18 protein-coding genes are annotated in these 16,341 nt (G+C 71.8%); 12 read left to right on the top strand and 6 right to left on the bottom strand.

Annotation, left to right across the window (positions count from 1 at the left end):
• The first annotated feature begins 262 nt into the window (after positions 1–262).
• The 3 genes from ACZ6O5_RS29695 (at position 263) to ACZ6O5_RS29685 (ending at position 3,537) form a co-directional block, all read left to right on the top strand.
• The gene (locus ACZ6O5_RS29695; protein ID WP_465981469.1) at positions 263–922 is read left to right on the top strand and encodes a sigma factor-like helix-turn-helix DNA-binding protein; all 660 of its coding nucleotides are present in this window, start codon (positions 263–265) and stop codon (positions 920–922) included.
• Positions 923–1,440: 518 nt separating this feature from the next.
• A complete protein-coding gene (locus ACZ6O5_RS29690) occupies positions 1,441–2,256 on the top strand; it encodes an NHL repeat-containing protein (protein ID WP_465981432.1) in 816 nt (271 codons plus the stop codon).
• A gap of 492 nt (positions 2,257–2,748) precedes the next feature.
• Positions 2,749–3,537 carry a ribosomal protein L7/L12 gene (locus ACZ6O5_RS29685; protein ID WP_465981430.1) on the top strand — a complete coding sequence of 263 codons (789 nt, stop codon included), beginning with the start codon at positions 2,749–2,751 and terminating at the stop codon, positions 3,535–3,537.
• A gap of 44 nt (positions 3,538–3,581) precedes the next feature.
• Here ACZ6O5_RS29685 and ACZ6O5_RS29680 read toward each other — a convergent pair whose 3' ends face one another.
• Positions 3,582–4,115: a hypothetical protein gene (locus ACZ6O5_RS29680; protein ID WP_465981428.1), complete on the bottom strand. Its 534-nt coding sequence runs from the start codon at positions 4,113–4,115 to the stop codon at positions 3,582–3,584.
• A gap of 215 nt (positions 4,116–4,330) precedes the next feature.
• On the opposite strand from ACZ6O5_RS29680, the gene ACZ6O5_RS29675 reads away from it, so the two are divergent.
• Positions 4,331–4,780 (top strand): hypothetical protein, encoded by a 450-nt coding sequence (locus ACZ6O5_RS29675; protein ID WP_465981426.1) that lies wholly within the window; start codon positions 4,331–4,333, stop codon positions 4,778–4,780.
• Between the two features lie 27 nt (positions 4,781–4,807).
• On the opposite strand, the gene ACZ6O5_RS29670 is transcribed toward ACZ6O5_RS29675, so the two are convergent.
• Positions 4,808–5,392: a hypothetical protein gene (locus ACZ6O5_RS29670; protein WP_465981424.1), complete on the bottom strand. Its 585-nt coding sequence runs from the start codon at positions 5,390–5,392 to the stop codon at positions 4,808–4,810.
• Between the two features lie 94 nt (positions 5,393–5,486).
• On the opposite strand from ACZ6O5_RS29670, the gene ACZ6O5_RS29665 reads away from it, so the two are divergent.
• A complete protein-coding gene (locus ACZ6O5_RS29665) occupies positions 5,487–6,398 on the top strand; it encodes a phytanoyl-CoA dioxygenase family protein (RefSeq protein WP_465981422.1) in 912 nt (303 codons plus the stop codon).
• Positions 6,399–6,402: 4 nt separating this feature from the next.
• On the opposite strand, the gene ACZ6O5_RS29660 is transcribed toward ACZ6O5_RS29665, so the two are convergent.
• Complete coding sequence (locus ACZ6O5_RS29660) at positions 6,403–6,810, bottom strand: TIGR03618 family F420-dependent PPOX class oxidoreductase (protein ID WP_465981420.1); 408 nt, start codon at positions 6,808–6,810, stop codon at positions 6,403–6,405.
• A 67-nt stretch (positions 6,811–6,877) separates the two neighbouring features.
• Here ACZ6O5_RS29660 and ACZ6O5_RS29655 point away from each other — a divergent pair, with 67 nt between their 5' ends.
• From ACZ6O5_RS29655 to ACZ6O5_RS29635, 5 genes are all read left to right on the top strand, one after another.
• Complete coding sequence (locus tag ACZ6O5_RS29655; RefSeq protein WP_465981418.1) at positions 6,878–7,711, top strand: alpha/beta fold hydrolase; 834 nt, start codon at positions 6,878–6,880, stop codon at positions 7,709–7,711.
• 154 nt (positions 7,712–7,865) lie between these two features.
• Positions 7,866–9,044 (top strand): sensor histidine kinase, encoded by a 1,179-nt coding sequence (locus ACZ6O5_RS29650; protein ID WP_465981416.1) that lies wholly within the window; start codon positions 7,866–7,868, stop codon positions 9,042–9,044.
• On the top strand, positions 9,034–10,254 hold the full coding sequence (locus ACZ6O5_RS29645) for a hypothetical protein (protein WP_465981414.1): 1,221 nt from the start codon (positions 9,034–9,036) through the stop codon (positions 10,252–10,254). The genes ACZ6O5_RS29650 and ACZ6O5_RS29645 overlap by 11 nt, the downstream gene beginning before the upstream one ends.
• A complete protein-coding gene (locus ACZ6O5_RS29640; protein WP_465981412.1) occupies positions 10,224–10,940 on the top strand; it encodes a response regulator transcription factor in 717 nt (238 codons plus the stop codon). The genes ACZ6O5_RS29645 and ACZ6O5_RS29640 overlap by 31 nt, the downstream gene beginning before the upstream one ends.
• Before the next feature lie 73 nt (positions 10,941–11,013).
• Positions 11,014–11,757 (top strand): hypothetical protein, encoded by a 744-nt coding sequence (locus ACZ6O5_RS29635; RefSeq protein ID WP_465981410.1) that lies wholly within the window; start codon positions 11,014–11,016, stop codon positions 11,755–11,757.
• A 139-nt stretch (positions 11,758–11,896) separates the two neighbouring features.
• Here the strand turns inward: ACZ6O5_RS29635 and ACZ6O5_RS29630 are convergent, their stop codons facing one another.
• Positions 11,897–12,649, bottom strand: coding sequence for a lysophospholipid acyltransferase family protein (locus tag ACZ6O5_RS29630; protein ID WP_465981408.1), 753 nt, complete (start codon positions 12,647–12,649; stop codon positions 11,897–11,899).
• 99 nt (positions 12,650–12,748) lie between these two features.
• Here ACZ6O5_RS29630 and ACZ6O5_RS29625 point away from each other — a divergent pair, with 99 nt between their 5' ends.
• Both ACZ6O5_RS29625 and ACZ6O5_RS29620 read left to right on the top strand, forming a co-directional pair.
• Positions 12,749–13,408 carry an alpha/beta hydrolase gene (locus ACZ6O5_RS29625; RefSeq protein WP_465981407.1) on the top strand — a complete coding sequence of 220 codons (660 nt, stop codon included), beginning with the start codon at positions 12,749–12,751 and terminating at the stop codon, positions 13,406–13,408.
• Between the two features lie 10 nt (positions 13,409–13,418).
• On the top strand, positions 13,419–13,811 hold the full coding sequence (locus tag ACZ6O5_RS29620) for a VOC family protein (protein WP_465981406.1): 393 nt from the start codon (positions 13,419–13,421) through the stop codon (positions 13,809–13,811).
• Positions 13,812–13,850: 39 nt separating this feature from the next.
• Here ACZ6O5_RS29620 and ACZ6O5_RS29615 read toward each other — a convergent pair whose 3' ends face one another.
• Together ACZ6O5_RS29615 and ACZ6O5_RS29610 are read right to left on the bottom strand one after the other, a co-directional pair.
• Positions 13,851–15,911 carry an amylo-alpha-1,6-glucosidase gene (locus tag ACZ6O5_RS29615; RefSeq protein WP_465981405.1) on the bottom strand — a complete coding sequence of 687 codons (2,061 nt, stop codon included), beginning with the start codon at positions 15,909–15,911 and terminating at the stop codon, positions 13,851–13,853.
• A complete protein-coding gene (locus ACZ6O5_RS29610; RefSeq protein WP_465981404.1) occupies positions 15,911–16,282 on the bottom strand; it encodes an SCP2 sterol-binding domain-containing protein in 372 nt (123 codons plus the stop codon). The genes ACZ6O5_RS29615 and ACZ6O5_RS29610 overlap by 1 nt, the downstream gene beginning before the upstream one ends.
• Positions 16,283–16,341 lie beyond the last annotated feature (59 nt).

Below are 16,341 nucleotides of genomic sequence, written 5' to 3'. Positions count from 1 at the left end.
AACCGCAGAGCATGTGGCAGCCGCCCGACTGCGCCTCGTACTGGATCAAAAGCTCGGCCGAGAAACGCCCGAACCGGTCAGGCTCATTGCAAACTATCGCAGCAAGTCGGCTACGCATACGCTGGCATCGCCGCAGCGCACAAAGCCGGCCGATCCTCCACGGGAGGCAACCGGACCGACCGAACAGTCAACAGTGCCGCCCGGCGATGAGGAAGCACCGCCACAATCCCGCATCAGCGTGGCAATCGTTGATCAGCATCCGATGGTAATCGAAGGCGCTCGCTCGTGGCTTGCCGCCGAACCTCGGCTGGCGCTGCGCTCGACCGGCGCAGACCTAGAGACTTTGCTCGCCGATGAACAGTCACCAGTCGACGTGATCCTACTCGACTTGCAGTCGGGCGGTCGATTGGTGATCGACAAAGTCGCCGAGCTTAGTAGGGCAGGTAGGCGAGTGGTGGTCTACTCAGAAGACACGAGCCCCGACACTGCCATGTCGCTGTTGGAGGCAGGCGCAATCGCTTTTCTTGGCAAGCATGAGTTGCGCGAGCACTTTGTCCAAGCCCTACTTGCAGCGGCCAGCGATCAGCCCTACGTGCCGCCCGTCCTCGCTGGCGCGATCGTTGCCGACCAGAGCGCCGACCGGCCGGTTCTATCCCCCAAGGAACGCGAGGCACTTCTGCTCTGGTTCCAGTCAATGTCAAAGGCATCGGTGGCACGCCGGATGGGAATCAGCGAACACACCGTCAAGCAATATATCGATCGAGCCCGGATCAAGTACACCCGGACCGGCCGACCCGCTGCGACCAAGGCAGCACTGTTGGCACGAGCCATTGAGGATGGCCTCGTTCACTCCGACGAGATCGGTCCCCATGCGCGCCACTCCGAACCGATCGAGCAGTCCGGCTACGGAGAAACGGCCTGACGTTCTGACTACGCATGCCACGGTGCCGGCGGCATGCGTGCGGCAATGACGCTGGTAGCTCAACAGACGGAGCACCCTTGCGCAAGGGGCAAGGGTGCGGGGTTCGATCCCGCCTGCACGCTCGGCTGATGCTTGCCCCCGGCCGCTCCTGCGGTGCCACCGACACCAGCGGGTGGATGAGCCAGGTTGAGAATGCCGCAGAGCGATCGTCGACCCGATGGCAATCCCGTTTTGGCGACGCGTGGAAAGTCGCCGGTATGTGCGAATCTCTGCGCAGATGCTTCGCGGCCGATCGGCGAGTTCGACATGCGGGACTCCGTGCGGCCACCTGTCGAGCAATGACGAGGTAGCTCCGGCATTTGGTCCACAGGTATCCATATATGTGTTCGCTCGCCTAGCGAAGGAGCACGACAGTGCACAGACGAACGCTCTTGGCCGCGGCCGTTGCCGCGCCCGTCGGGGTCGCCATCGGCGCGGCGCCGGCCTCGGCCCACCATCGGAACGGCCGATATCCCTCGGTGATCAACCTGCCGAACGGGTTCTGCCCGGAGGGCATCGCCCGCGGCACCGGCACGAAGATCTACGTCAGCTCCATGGCCGACGGTTGTATCTGGTGCGCCGACCTGCGCACCGGCCACGGGATGCTCCTCGTGCCGCCGGGGGCCGGCACCCAGGCGACGGGATTGGCCGTCGAACGGGGCCGGATCTGGGCGGCCTGCGGCAACATGGGCGGCGCGGCCGTCTACCGCGAGTCGACAGGCGAATGCCTGGCGACGTACGACTTCGGCGGCGGGTTCATCGACGGCGTGGCCGCCACGGACAAGGCCGTGTTCTTCACCGACTCGGAGAAGGCCAAGGTCTACTGCGTCGAGTTCGGCCGCCACGGGTCGCTGCCCGGGCAGTCGGGCGTACGCGCGCTGCCGTTGCCGGCCGGGCTCGGTGACCCCGACGCCTGCAACACCGGCATCGTCGCCGCCTGGGCGGGCAAGCTCATCGTGGTGCAGGCCAGGACCGGCCGGCTCTACTGCTTCGATCCCCGCGCGGGCATGGCCGCCCGGATCAGCACGGGCGGTGTGTCGGTCGCCAACGGCGACGGTCTCCTGCTCCGGGGGCGCACGCTGTACGTGGTGCGCAACCGGAACAACGTGATCGCCAAGTTCCGTCTCAACGAGCAGCTCACCCGGGCCACGCCGGTCGACGTGATCCGTGACTGCGACCTCGACGAGCCGTCGGCTGTGGTTTCCTTCGGCTCAAGCCTGTACGCGGTCAACGCGCGGTTGTCCGTACCGGCGACTCCCGACACCACGTACTGCGTCGTACGGGTGCGCGACTAATCATTCCTTTGGACATCCGGCCGGGGCGATCCCCGGCCGGATAAAAGGGTGAGCATCCCACCAGCCGCCGGGCGTCCAGGGGCCGGTAAAGGGAGTTTGCGCAGCCAGGAAGCGAAGCCGGGGAAGCCGGGGACCGGCCAGGAATGACAGCTGGCGACTCCCGATCACGACCCGACCTCGGGGCCGGCGCCCACCAGTCGGGCATCTCGGAAGCGCGGGGCGCCTCAAGCCGCCAGGCACGAACTGACGTTCACCGGTGGCGACGAGCCGGGTAGATGAGTACAAGGACGGCCAGACCAGTTCCCAACCGTCGCTCGCCTGCCATGCATTGACCCGGTCCGCAGTCATGTTCCGAGATGTGGAGCCGTTCGCCCCTCTGCCTGTTGGCCGGGTGCCCTCGGCTGATCCGAAGGGTGTTGCTCCGCCGGCACCAGCCGACTATCGTTACCCAGCGATATTGTGGGGACTTCGCGAACGCACCCGGGGACACTAATGGAAGTTTTTATCAGCTGGTCGGGATCGAGGAGCAACGAGCTGGCTCGGGCTCTTCGTGACTGGCTGCCGGAAGTTATCCAACAGGTGACTCCCTGGATGTCCACCGAAGACATCGCCAAAGGTCAGCGTTGGCTCGCCGAAGTTGGAGCCAGGCTGCAAAAGGGGAGCCAAGGGATAATTTGCGTCACCGCCGAGAACATATCCTCTCCCTGGCTGAATTTCGAGGCGGGCGCACTGGCCAAATCTCTCACCGAAGCTCGGGTCCGCCCAGTGCTCCTCAATGTCGAACCGGCTGATGTAACCGGACCTATCGCCCAGTTCCAGGCCACGGTGGCGACAGACAGCGAGGACATGTTCAGACTTGTCTCATCCATAAACGAGACATGCGCTGCCCCACTCAGCGCCAGTCGACTCCAGAAGGCATTCCACCGAAGCTGGACCGACTTTTCGGGTGCCGTCAGCGCAATACCCAAAAGCCCGGAATCGAGCGCCACTCCGGAGGTGCGCGACACTGATGACGTGCTGCGCGAAGTGCTCGAAGGAGTGCGAGAACTACTGAGATTCCGCCCCCAGGGCACCTATTCGATTATCTTGAAGAGCTACGGAAAGAACGGCATCATTCAGGCAATCAAAGCCGTCCGCGAAGTGACCGGCACCGGCCTCAAAGAGGCTAAAGATATGGTTGAATCAGCTCCGGTGACCATTCTGGAGAACCTCAGCCGTGAAGAAATGACACGCGCAGCGGCAACCCTTGAAGCCGCAGGTTGCATACTTGATGTTCGGTAGACACGGCACTCCCCGCAACAAGGCGCGCGCCACCAAGGGGAGAGTTATGCGGCGGTCAGACGTAGGAGACGTGCCTGCTCCTCTTTGAGGGCGAGGAACGTCAGGCGGACGTAGGTGACGAAGGCATCTCCCGGGTGGCCGACGAGGGCACGCTCACGAGCGCCTTCGTCTTCTGCAGCGCGCACGATCTCCTGAGCTGCCACATGAGCGCAGAAGTCTCGCAAGGGCTGCGGGACTTCGACCTCCACCACTAGGTCGGCATGAGCGAAGACGAGGTCACGCATGCGGCGGTTGGCCGGCTGCAGCACTTCGTCCCGCCACCGGCGCCAGCCCGCAGTGCCGCTGTGCGGGCCTCGGTCGGCCGCTCCCGGCAGCTCAGTCTCACGCAACGCCACCCAGATCCGTTCGTTCGCATCCACTATGGCGTTCAGCGGTCCGTAAAGATCTCGGAGCTGACTGTTGACGCGGGCCAGGCGAGCCTGTCGCCGCTCCTGCCGAGCCTGCCCATACTGATTCAGGATGGAGGCAAGCACTGCGACGACAATGCTCGTGCTCGCAGCGATGATTGCGGCGGTCATCGGAGCATTTTGCCTGACCTCCCGCTGAAATCTCGACCGGGGCCGCGCCGACAGTGCCGGAGCGGAACTGGTGAAGCCGTAGTCGTGCGGCCCGCTGAGCCAGTCGAAGAATGGCGGGGTCCCACGTGCTCGGGCGCGAGGCCCGGCTCCGGTTCGGTCGACACACAGGATCCTCGGGGTCCGCGGGCGCGATCGTCCCGACCTATCATCGCCGCATGCGGAGCCGCACACGCAGGCGCCTGCGAACGGTGCTGGGACTCGCGGTGGCCGGCGTGCTCGCCGTACCGCTCACCGTCCTCGGCGTCCATGTCACCCATCCTCGGGACGAGGACGGCTACCTGGCCCGCCTCCGGCAGTACGGCGACCGGCAGAGCGGCGAGCCGCTTCGAACGCTGCCGCCGACCGCCGATCTCATCGCCGAAGGCGATGCGGCCTGCGGGTGGCTGCGCGAGCAGCCGTACGCGCTCTGGCGGCACGACCGACGGTACCGCGAGATGGTGGTCTACCAGCGCTACCTCGATCACGTCAGTGACCACACGCCGAGGTGGGGCAGCGCGTTGCCGGACCTGGCGTCGGTAACGGGGGCCGCCTGGGACCACCTCTGCCCGGCGGACCGTGAGCTGCGGCAACCCCGCAGCAATCCGTTCGCCCCCAAGCCGGACTGACCGACGGTCGGCCCCGTTTCAGGACGGTCAGGCACCCTTCGCCGGCACCCCGGCCTCCAGTTGACCGATCACCGGGCCGAGCAGTTCGTTGAGTTCCCGCGTCAGCACGACGACCGCCCGCCGGGCCGCGGACGCCACGGAATCCTCCGGGCCGTCCGGAGCGGGCGGCAGGTCCCCGAGCGGGATCGGCGCCTCCACCTGCACCATGGCGCGCAGGTGCGGGCTGCGCGTCAGGTCCTGGTCGGTCGGCGTCGTGTACTGGCCGAACATCTGCGGCCAGTCCCGCCATCCCCGGTCGCGTTGCCACTGCCGGGTCCAGGTGAGTTCGGCCGGCCATCGGGAGACCACCGACACGGCACCGATCAGGCTGCCGTCCCACGGGCTCGGCGCGCAGGTCGCCGACATGATCCGCCGGTGCCAGCGGACGTAGCCGGGTGTCAGCCCGGTGGCGAGTCGCCAGGCCGTCGCGGCGAAGGCGACCGGCGCGATGTCACCCCACGTGGTGGCGAATTCGTCGGTACGCCGAAGCACCTCGTTCTCGAAGCGACCGCGCCCGTCGGCACCGCGTTCCCGATCGACGTTCTCGTCGAGCCAGAAGGCACGCTGTTCCACTGTGATCCTCCCCCGTCCAGGCCCTCGTACCGGTCTACCACGACCGGCGCGCAAATCAGATGCACGCGCGTTGATCCGTCGGAATACTGCCCCGATGGACGATGACGCCCTCCGGGACGCGTGGGAGGCAGACGGTTTCGTCGTCCTGCCCGGTTTCCTTCCGGCAGCCGAACTGGCGCCGGCGCTCGGCGAGCTGGAGAGCATGTTCCCGTCGCCGGCGGGCTTCCACGACGGGACGGATCCGCGTCGCTCCCGCTACCTCGGCGACGAGTTCGCCGGCATCCAGGGGTTTCCGTTCGACAGCGTGGCGCTCAGCCTGCTGGCGACCGGTGACCGCCTGGTGCGACTGGCGCGGACGTTGCTGCGTACCGACGATCTCCGGGTCTCCTCGGCCGAGGCGTGGGCGAAGTTCACCGGAGCGGCCGACTACGACCAGGAACTGCACCGCGACTACCTGAACCACACCCTGCTGGTGCCGACGGACGCTCCCGGGTACCGGCAGGTGGAGATGTTCGTCTACCTCGTCGACGTGCCCGAGGGCCTCGGCCCGCCGCACCTGTTGTCCACGCGGCACACCCGGGACCTGCCGGCCAAGCCGAACTGGTATCCCCGGACGGACGTGGGCGGAAGGTTCGGCGACTTCGTCGCGCCGACCGGCAGCCCGCATCTCTACGAGGCGGAGGTGTCCGGCGCCGGTCCGGCGGGCACGGTGGTCGCGTTCCGGACCGGCACGTTCCATCGGGGCACCGCCATGACCACGCCACGCGGGGCGCGCTACACCATGCATCTCTGCTTCCGGCCGGCCGCCGTCGGGTGGGGCGACCGGCACGCCTGGGCCGGGCGGAGTCACGAGCCCGGCTGGTACGGCTTCGTGAGCCGGGCGACCCCGGCGCAGCTCGCGTTGTTCGGCTTCCCGCCGCCGGGTCACCCCTACTGGACCGCCGAGACCGTCGCCGGCGTGGCCCAGCGTTACCCGCACCTGGACACGACGCCCTGGCGGGTCTGAGGCGCTAGCGTGCCGTGCCGGCGAGCAGCCACCGCCGGACCGGGATCTCCAGCAGGACCCGGGCCCCGTCCGGCGTGACGGGTTTCCGGATGTCCCAGCCCGCGTACTTGTCGGCGAAGGCGGCGACGACGGCGGGTGGGAAGTCGCCGTGGTGCAGCCGGGCGGCGCCTTCCGCGACGACCGGGTGGTCGCCACCCTCCAGCGCCAGGGAGACGCGCGGGTCCGCCGCCACGTTCCGGGCCTTGACGCTGCCGGCCTCGCAGCCGACCCACCAGACGTCGTCGGCGTGGACGAACCAGACCGGCGTCAGGTGCGGGGAGCCGTCCGGGCGCAGCGTGCACAGCCAGACGTTGCGCTCGTGGGCGAGTCGCGCGTCGACGTCGGACGGAAGAGGTGCCGGCGGTGGGGCCATCCGGGAAGTTCACCACATCCGCATCCGCGCGGGTGGGAGTGTCGGCGGTCGCCGCTAGGGTCCGTCCATGGTGACCGAGACGCATCTCCGCCGGCCCGACGGCCGCGTCCTGCACGTCTACGACACCGGCGGGGCGGGCCGGCTGCCCGTGTTCTGGCACCACGGCACGCCGAACGTCGGCGCCCCGCCGGCCCCACTGTTCGCCGCCGCCGACCGCCTCGGGCTGCGCTGGGTGTCGCACGACCGGCCCGGCTACGGCGGCTCCACCCCGCTGCCGGATCGCGACGTCGCGTCGGTGGCGTCCGACGTGGCCGCGGTGGCCGACGCGTTGGGCCTCGGCCGGTTCGCCGTGATGGGTCACTCCGGCGGTGGCCCGCACGCGCTGGCCTGCGGCGCGCTGCTGCCGGAGCGGGTGGTCGCGGTGGTGGCCGGCGCCGGGCTGGCGCCGTACGGCGCGGCCGGGCTGGACTGGTTCGCCGGCATGGCGCCGTCCGGGGCGGCGTCGCTGCGGGCCGCCGCCGCGGGACGGGCCGCCAAGGAGGCGCACGAGGCCGCCGACGAGTCGTACGATTTCGGGTTCACCGACACCGACCTGGCCGCGCTGCGCGCCGAGTGGTCCTGGTTCGACAGCGTGGTCGGCCCGGCGGTCGCGTCCGGCCCGGGCGGGCTGATCGACGACGATCTGGCGTACGTGCGGCCGTGGGGTTTCGATCCGGCTGACGTCGCGCAGCCGGTGCTGCTGCTGCACGGCGACCGCGACGGCATCGCGCCGGTGGCGCACGCCGAGTGGCTGGCCGGCCGTTGCCCGTCGGCCGAGTTGCGCCGTTTCCCCGAGGACGGGCACATCTCCGTGCTCCGGCACGCCGGGGCGGCCCTGGAGTGGCTGCGCCGGCACGACTGACCCGAAAACCGGACGGTTCAGCTCCGCTTTCGCCGGCCGGGTAGCGACGCGCCGCGTACCGAGGGTGACGGTTTCTGACAAAGCGTGTTATTCTCCGGCGTCAATCTTTGCCGCGCGGACCCGGACGGGTCGCTGCCGGAAGGACACCTCCCCGATGCCGGTGGCTGCCGCCACGACCCTGCCACGGTCCCCGTTGGACCGTCCGGCCGGCGGCGCGTTCACGCTGATCTTCACCACGCTGCCGGCGCTGCTCCGGCTCACCTGCGGGCTGGTCGGCGCGGTGGTCGCCCTGTCGGTGCGGACGGCGCCGGTGCGGGTGGCGCTGCTGGTCCCGGCCGTCGTCGCGCTCACCGCGTGGTCCGGCTGGTACGCGGTCCGCGCGTTCCGGCACGGCGTCGGCGGCGCGTTGGTGGCCGGCGACGTGGCGCTGACCACCGCCACCGCGCTGGCCGCGCCGTGGCTGGTCGCGCCGGAGGTGCTGCCCGGCGAGGCGAGCTGGGTGGCGGTGCTGGCCAGCACCACCGTGATCAACGCGCAGGCCACCGCGCCGGCCCGCTGGTCGGTGCCGGCCGGCCTGCTCGTCACCGCCGCCTACGCGACCGGCGCCATGCTGGCCGGGAACCCGGTCGAGGCCCGCGCGCACACCGGCACGCTGCTGGTGCAGACCGGCTGCGCGGCGGTGATGACCGCGGTGATGCGCGGCTGGCTCGGCCGGGCCGACGCCGCGTTCGCCGACTACCAGCGGCTGTCCCGCGAGGCGGTGGTGGCGCGCGCCGCCCGCGAGGCGGAACGGCGGCACAACCGGGACCTGCACGACACCGTGCTCGGCACGCTGACCATGGTCGGGCTGGGCGCGGTCGGAGGTAGTTCCGTGGCGCTGCGCGAGCGGTGCGCGGCGGATCTGCGTACGCTCAGCGCCCTGGCCGGGGCGCGGACCGCGACGGCGGCCGGCGAGGTGGACCTCGACGAGCGGCTGCGCACGGTGCTGGCCGGGCTGCCGGAGCTGGCGGTGACCGCGACGCTGCCGCCGTGCCGGGTGCCGGCGGAGGTCGCCGCGGCGCTCGCCGACAGCGCCGCCGCCGCGTTGGCCAACGTGGCCCGACACGCGCCGGGCGCGGCCACCACGCTGCGCCTGGTCCGCGCCGGCGGCACCGTGGCGGTCGAGGTGGCCGACGACGGTCCCGGCTTCGACCCGACCACGGTCCCGGCCCACCGGTACGGGCTGCGTGAGTCGATCCACGGGCGGATGACCACCGTGGACGGCCGGGCGGTGGTGACTTCCGCCCCTGGCGCCGGCACCCGGGTCCGGCTGGAGTGGTCCGATGGCGACTGAGTCGGGGACGACGCTGACCGGCGGCACCGCGGTGCGCACCGGCCCGGCGGTGGGCGCGGCGCCCCGGTTCCGTCCGGTGGCACGCGCCGGAACGGCCGGGGCGGCGCCCCAGGCGCACGCCGTGGCGGACGCGTCGGACCGGGGCGCCCGGCTCGTGGCGGTCGCCATCGCGTTGGCCTGGCACCTGGCGGTCAGCCTGCCGGCGGTGCTGGCGGCGGGGCCCGGCATGGCCGCCCCGGCGGTGGTGGCGGCCGGCTGGCTGGTGACCGCGCTGGTCGGCGTCGCCACCGGCGTACGCCTGCTGGGTGGCGGGTTGCCCCCGGCCCGGCGGCTGGCCGCGGTGCTGCTGGCGGTCGACGCGGCGGTCTTCGCGGCGGCCGGTGAGCGGTTCCTGTTCACCACCGCCAACTGGGTGTGGGGCGGGCTGGCCTGGTTCTTCCTGCTGGTGCTCTGGCAACGGCCGGTGCGCTGGCTGCTGGCGCTGCTCGCCGCGCACGCGACGATCGCGCTGGTGGCGGTGGTGCTGCACGGCACGACCGCGCCGGCCGACCTGAGCCGGTACGCGATGTACGTCTACGGCACCTCCACGTTGCCGGTGGCGGTCTTCGCCGGCGCGGCGGCGCTCACCGCGCTGGCCCGGGACCGGGCCGGCGCCGCCGCGGCGACGCTGGCCGTGGCCGCCGAACGGGAGGCCGCCGAGCGGGCCCGGAGCGAACGGCAGGCCCGGCTCGCCCTGGTCAGCGGCACCGCCGAGGAGGTGCTGGCGGCGCTGGCGACCGGCGACGCCGACCCGGCCGACCCGGCGGTACGCCGCCGCGCGGTGCTGGCCGCGGCCCGGCTGCGCCGGCTGATCGCCGAGTCCGACGACGTGCCCGACCCGCTACTGCACGAGTTGCGGGCCGCCGCCGACCTGGCCGAGCGGAACGGTCTGCCGATCGAGCTGGTGGCGGTCGGCACGCCGCCCGAACTGCCGGTCGACGTGCGGCGGGCCCTGGCCGACCCGCTCACGGCGGCGCTCGCCGGCGCCCGCGGCGGGGCCCGGCTGACGGTGGTCGCCGGCCCGGACGAGGTGGTGGTCAGCCTGGTGACACCGGATCACGACGGCCCGGACGATCCGCTGCCGCCGCCCGAGGGGGACGGGCCGGTGGCGTACCTGCACGAGCGGGACGGGGAGATCAGATGGACGCAGACCCGCTGGCGGCAGGCGTGAACGCCGGGCAGCCGGTCGGGGTGGCGATCGTCGACGACCATCCCGTGGTGATCGACGGAGTGCGCGCCTGGCTCTCCTCCGAGCCGCGGTTGCGGGTGCTGGCGACCGGCGACGATCCCGACACGGTGCTGCGGGCCGCGCCGGAGGCCGAGGTGGTGCTGCTCGACCTGCGGCTGCACGGGCGGATGGTGCTCGACAAGCTGGCCGAGCTGAGCGCCGCCGGGCGGCGGGTGGTGGTCTACTCCGAGCACACCGACCCGCAGACCATGCTGGCCGCGCTGGACGCGGGCGCGGTCGCGTTCCTCGCCAAGCACGAGGGCCGGGAACACTGCGTGGCCACCGTGCTGGCGGCGGCGAGCGACCGCCCGTACGTGCCGCCGGCACTGGCCGGCGCGATGGTCGGCGACGCCCGGCCGGACCGGCCGTCCCTGTCGGACAAGGAACGTGAGGCGCTGCTGCTGTGGTTCCAGTCGATGTCGAAGGCGTCGGTGGCGCGTCGGATGCAGATCAGCGAGCACACCGTGAAGCAGTACGTGGACCGGGCCCGGATCAAGTACACCCGGGCCGGGCGTCCGGCGGCCACCAAGGCGGCGCTGCTCGCCCGCGCGATCGAGGACGGCCTCGTCCGACCGGAAGAGATTGGCATCTACCGGTCACAGGCGTCGGCCGACCGGCCGACCCCCTAACGGGTGTCATGACAGCCGCCCCGGTGATCGGTCAGGCTCACCGGTACCGCCAACCGTCCCGGGAGGTCGTACCGTGCCGGAGGACGCCGCACCCTTCTTCATCGGACCACACCGCTTCGACGCCGACGACGACCCCAGCCGTCCCCTGCTCGACCGGCGCTACGCGCTGGTGCTCGACCCCGGTGAGCGGCTGCTCGCCCAGCACCGGCTGCCGGTCACCGGTCACCTGCTCGGCCCCACCGAGGACGTCCGCTGCTGGGCGCTGCCCGACGCGGCGTCGGTCACCGTGACCGACCGGCGGCTGGCGTACCTGTGCACCGGCTCCGAGCTGTCCCTGGTCCCCGGGCGGGACAGCCCGACCGGCGCCCGGCACCGGCGCGCGGTCCGGCTGTCCCGCCTGGTCAGCGGTCAGATCCGCTGGCAGTGGCCGTCCCGGCTGGAGCTGGTCGAGATCGACGACGACACGGCGGAGCTGCGGGTGGTCTGCGACGCGCTGCGCACCATCCGGCAGCCGGCGCTGGCACTCACCGGCCCGGTCGCCCTGGTCACCGCGCTGGCCCGACAGGTACGCCGCGCGGTGGCCGGGTTCCGGCTGGCCCACTCCGATCTGGTCGACCTGTCCCCGCCGGAGCGGGACGCGCTCGCCACCCGGGTCGCCGCCTCCCCCGGCCCGACGGTGGGGGTGGTGACCCTGCCCGGTTCGCTGCCGGTGGAGTTCCTGTCCCGCGACGACTACTACCGTCAGCCGGTGGCGGAGGAGTCGCCCTGGCCGCGGTTCGACTTCCTGGCCCGCGACCGACCCGGCTCCGCCTGCTGACCCTCGCCGTCCGGCCCGCCGTGCTTTCGCCCCACCGCACTCCGCGGGCCGTGACCCATTCTCGCCATCAAGTTCGTAGGCTGCCGGGCTTGCTCTCCCCGCCCGCGCGGCAAGGCATGGCCCGACCCGCGCGGCACGGTCAGGAAGCGCTGCGGGAGCGACGGTCGGAGCGGTCCAGCTCGACGGCCTGCTCCGGGGTGGGCGCGCCGCCGCCCAGGTGGGCCGGCTGCCACCAGGCGTCGTCCGGGCCGGCCGGCTGGTCCGGGTAGTCCCGCTGGGCGCGGTCGACGAGCGCCGACAGCCGGGTGCGCAGGTCCGCGGTGAGGGCGGTGGCGTCCGGGTAGGCGGCCGGGTCCATCGGCTCCCCGACCAGGATGGTGATCGGGGTGTGCCGGCGGGTCAGGGTGCGCGGACGCCCCTTGGTCCAGAGCCGCTGGGTGCCCCAGAGCGCGACCGGCAGCAGCGGCACGTCGGCCTCCTGCGCCATCCGGGCCGCGCCGTTCTTGAGGTCCTTGACGGTGAAGGACCGGCTGATCGTCGCCTCCGGGAAGACCCCGACCACCTCGCCCCGGCGCAGCGCGCCGACCGCGCTGGCGTACGACCCGGCGCCGGCGGCGCGGTTGACCGGGATGTGCTTCATGCCGCGCATCAGCGGGCCGGAGACCCGGTGCCGGAAGACGCTCTCCTTGGCCATGAAGCGGACCAGCCGGCGGGACTCGTGCGCGCCGTAGCCGCAGAAGATGAAGTCGAGGTAGCTCACGTGGTTGGACGCGAGCACCGCCCCGCCGGTACGCGGCACGTGGTGGCTGCCGATCACGTCCAGGCGCAGGTCGAGAGCGCGGAACATCGTCTTGGCGGCGGTGATCACGGGCGGGTACACGAGTTCCGGCATCCGCCAACTTTACCGCGCGTAGGTTACCCGACCGTAGCGCCACTCTGCCCTGGGCAGAGCCGGGTCGCGGAGCGGTCCGGCCACGACCACGATGGGGAGATGACCGAACGCGGCGTGCTGCTCTGGATCCACGGCGGCGGCTGGCGGGCCCGCTCCTCGGAGGACGGCGCCGCGCTGGCGTCTCTCGGCCTCCGGGTGGTCGCCGCCGACTACCGCTTCTCGCACGAGGCCCGCTGGCCGGCCCAGCTCGACGACGTACGCGCCGCCGCGCGGGCGGCCCGGGCCGCCGCGGGCGGCCGGCCGCTGCTGGTCGGCGGCGACTCGGCCGGCGGGATGCTCGCCCTGCACCTGGCCCTGCGCGGGGTGGACCGACCGGGCGACGTGACGGCCGCACTGGCGTACTGGGCGCCTGTCGACCCGCTCGACGACGAGCAGCGGCGCCGCCGGCCCCCGGGCGACGACCCGTGGGCCGACCTGCTCGGGCATCCGCCGGCCGCCGGCGATCCGGCCACCGCCGACGCCACCGTCGCCAGTCATCTCGGTGCCGGCGTGCCGGTGCTGCTGGTGCAGGGCCGGGACGACGTGCCGGTGCCGGCCGCGCAGGCGGTCGAGCTGGCCGGCCGGCTGCTCGCCGCCGGCCACCCGACTCACCTCTGGCTCACCCATGGTGGTCACGCGCTCGACCTGGCCCGCCCCGACCTGCGCGCGGTCACCGCCGCGTTCCTGGACAACGTCCTGCCGGCGGCCCGGGCCGACTAGGTTCGGTGGTATGCCCGATCTCGCCGCGATCGTCATCCACTGCCGCGATCCGTACCTGCTCGCCCCGTTCTGGAGCGCGGTCAGCGGGCTGCCCGTGGCGGAGGCGGACCGGGCGAAGCTCGCCGACCGGACGCTCGGGCCGGCCGAGGCGGTGCTGCTGCGTGACCCGCACGGGCGGCGGCCGGACCTGTGGATCAGCCCGGCCGGTGAGCTGCCCGCGCCCGGCCGGATCCACCTCGACCTGGTCGGCGACGCCGAGGAACGCGCCGCCGTGCTGGAGGCCGGCGCGACGGTGGTCCGCGAGCTGCCCCGGTGGACCGTGCTGGCCGACCCGGAGGGCAACGAGTTCTGCCTGCTGCCGCCGAACGAGGCGCACGCCGACGGGCCACCCGCCGGCCACTGAGCCGGCCCGGCGTCAACCAGCCACTGAGCCGGCCCGGCGTCAACCGGCCAGGTTGTGCAGGTCCAGCCTGCCCCGGGCGAACGCGTCCACCCGGCCCCAGCGGCCCGGGATGTCCAGCACCTCGATCCGCCCCATGCCCACCGGCAGCCGCGGGTCCACCGCCAGGTGTCCCTCGTGCGGCTCCAGCCCCAGCATGGTCCGGATCAGCAGCAGCGGCGCTCCGGTCGACCAGGCCTGCGGGCTGCACGCGGTCGGGTACTCCACCGGGAACTTGGTCAGCTCCCGCTGGTAGCCGCCGAATGCCTCCGGCAGCCGGCCGTCGAAGTAGGTGGCCGCGTCCAGGATGCCGTTGGCCACCGTGGCCGCCTCCTCGGCGAAGCCGTACCGACGGAGGCCCCAGGCGACGAACGAGTTGTCGAACGGCCAGATCGTGCCGTTGTGGTAGCCGATCGGGTTGTAGCGGACCTCGCCCTCGGCCAGCGTCCGCACCCCCCAGCCGGACCAGAGCCGCGGCCCGACCAGGTGCGCGGCGACCTGCGGCGCCCGCTCGTCGTCGACGATGCCGCTCCACAGCAGGTGGCCGATGTTGGAGCTGAGCACGTCGCACTGCCGCCCCTTCTGGTCCAGCGCGAGCGCGTAGAAGCCGCCGTCGGCGACCCACCAGTCGCGGTTGAACCGCGCCTTCAGCTCCGCCGCCTCGCGTTCCAACTGATCGGCGTACGCGGGGTCGCCCCAGAACTCCCGGGCCAGGCGGGCGGCGCGCATCTTCGCGTCGTACGCGTACCCCTGCACCTCGCAGCTCGCCCGCGGGAACGGCGGCAGCGTGCCGTCGGCGTACGAGACGGAGTCCCAGGAGTCCTTCCAGCACTGGTTCTCCAGGCCGGTGTCGGTGTTGCGCCGCTCGTACCAGATGTAGCCGTTGCCGACCAGGTCGGCGTAGTCGTCGATCCACTTCAGCGCGGCGCGGCACTCCCGTTCCAACTCCTTCACCAGCGCCACGTCCCCGCTCCACCGCTCGTACTCGTCGAGCAGCACCACGAACAGCGGGGTCGAGTCCACCGAGCCGTAGTAGGGCGAGTGCGGCTGCTCCTCGAACGCGGCGGTCTCGCCGTACCGCATCTCGTGCAGGATCCGGCCCGGGTCCTCGTCCCGGAAGTCGTCGAACCGGGTGCCCTGGAGCGCGGCCAGGATGCGCAGCGTGGTCTTCGACATCTCGGGTGCGAACGGCAGCACCTGGAGACAGGTGAGGATGCTGTCCCGGCCGAACATGGTCATGAACCAGGGCAGGCCGGCGGCGGGCAGCGTCTGCCCGCCGAGCGACAGCGGGGAGAAGCGCAGCGCGGCGAGATCGACCAGGCTGCGCCGGTAGGTCGCGGCGACCCGGTCGTGCTCGCTGTTGACCTTCGGGGCCCGGTCGATCCACTCTTCCAGGTCGTGCTGGAGCGCGAGCCGCTCGGTGCCGTGCGCCCCCAGCCCGATCCGCAGGTCCCGGCCACCCGGGCCGATGGCGAACGTCCGCACGTCGATGAGGACGTCCCACTGCTCGTTGGGTTCCAGGTGGATGCTCCAGGAAACGCCCCGGTTGTCGTACCGGGCCGGCTGGTTCGCGGAGACGACCGTCTCCCGCTTGAAGTTCCCCCGCCGGTAACCCAGCCGCAGCCGGTCCGGCTCCGCCTCGGCGTACAGTTCGCCCTTCTTGTTGAGGATCTCGTCCTTGACCTGGAAGAGGTCGGCGAAGTCGGCGCCGGCGTCGATCCGGATCTCCAGGTCGACCGCGTTCTCGTCGTGGTTCAGCACGCTCACCGTCTCCCGGAAGCTGCCGCCGACGACCCGCTCCCGGATGACCGACAGCTTCGCGTCGACGTAGTGCGTCGCCTGGCCGGGCACCAGGAAGAACCGCGCCTCGTAGTACTGGAGGTCGTCGTAGGAGAGCGCGTTGAGCCGCTCACCGTCGACCGTGAGCACCCACTTCGACAGGTACCGCGTGTCGAGGGAGAACAGCCCGGTCGGTTCCGTCGGCGTGGCCTCGATGTCCCCGGTGTCCTCGGAGACCACGAATGTGTTGCCGTCCAGGATCCGGACGGTGTTGTTCCCGGCCATCAGGCGGCCCTCCTGGCGAATGCGTGGTGCGGCCCGCGGGAGTCCGGCGGGCCCGGAAAGACGCGCTCGATCTGCAACACGAGCCGGAGGTCGCCGACGACCGTCATGTCGCCGCGCAGCAACGCCGCGATGGCGTTCTCCTCACCGTCGACGAGCGCCCCGAAGAGCCGGGGCTCGGTCCCGACCACGGTGTCCGCCTCGCCGTCCTCCTGCCGGACCCGCAGGTTGCCCCGGTCGATCTCCAGCAGCCAGTGCGTGGTCCGCGCGCCTTCGTGCAGGTCGAACCGGAGCGTCCCGGACGTCTTGACCAGCAGCGGCTCGAACCCACGCCGGTCCAGGTCCTCGAAGAATCTCGTGGTCGTGTCCACCATCGAAGGTGACTCCTCCCGCGCTCGGCGGTCTGCTCGTCGAATGGACGGGTCCCCGCCGC

This window comes from Micromonospora sp. NPDC049201 (genome assembly GCF_055586805.1).
This window is presented reverse-complemented; position numbering and strand designations above follow the sequence as displayed.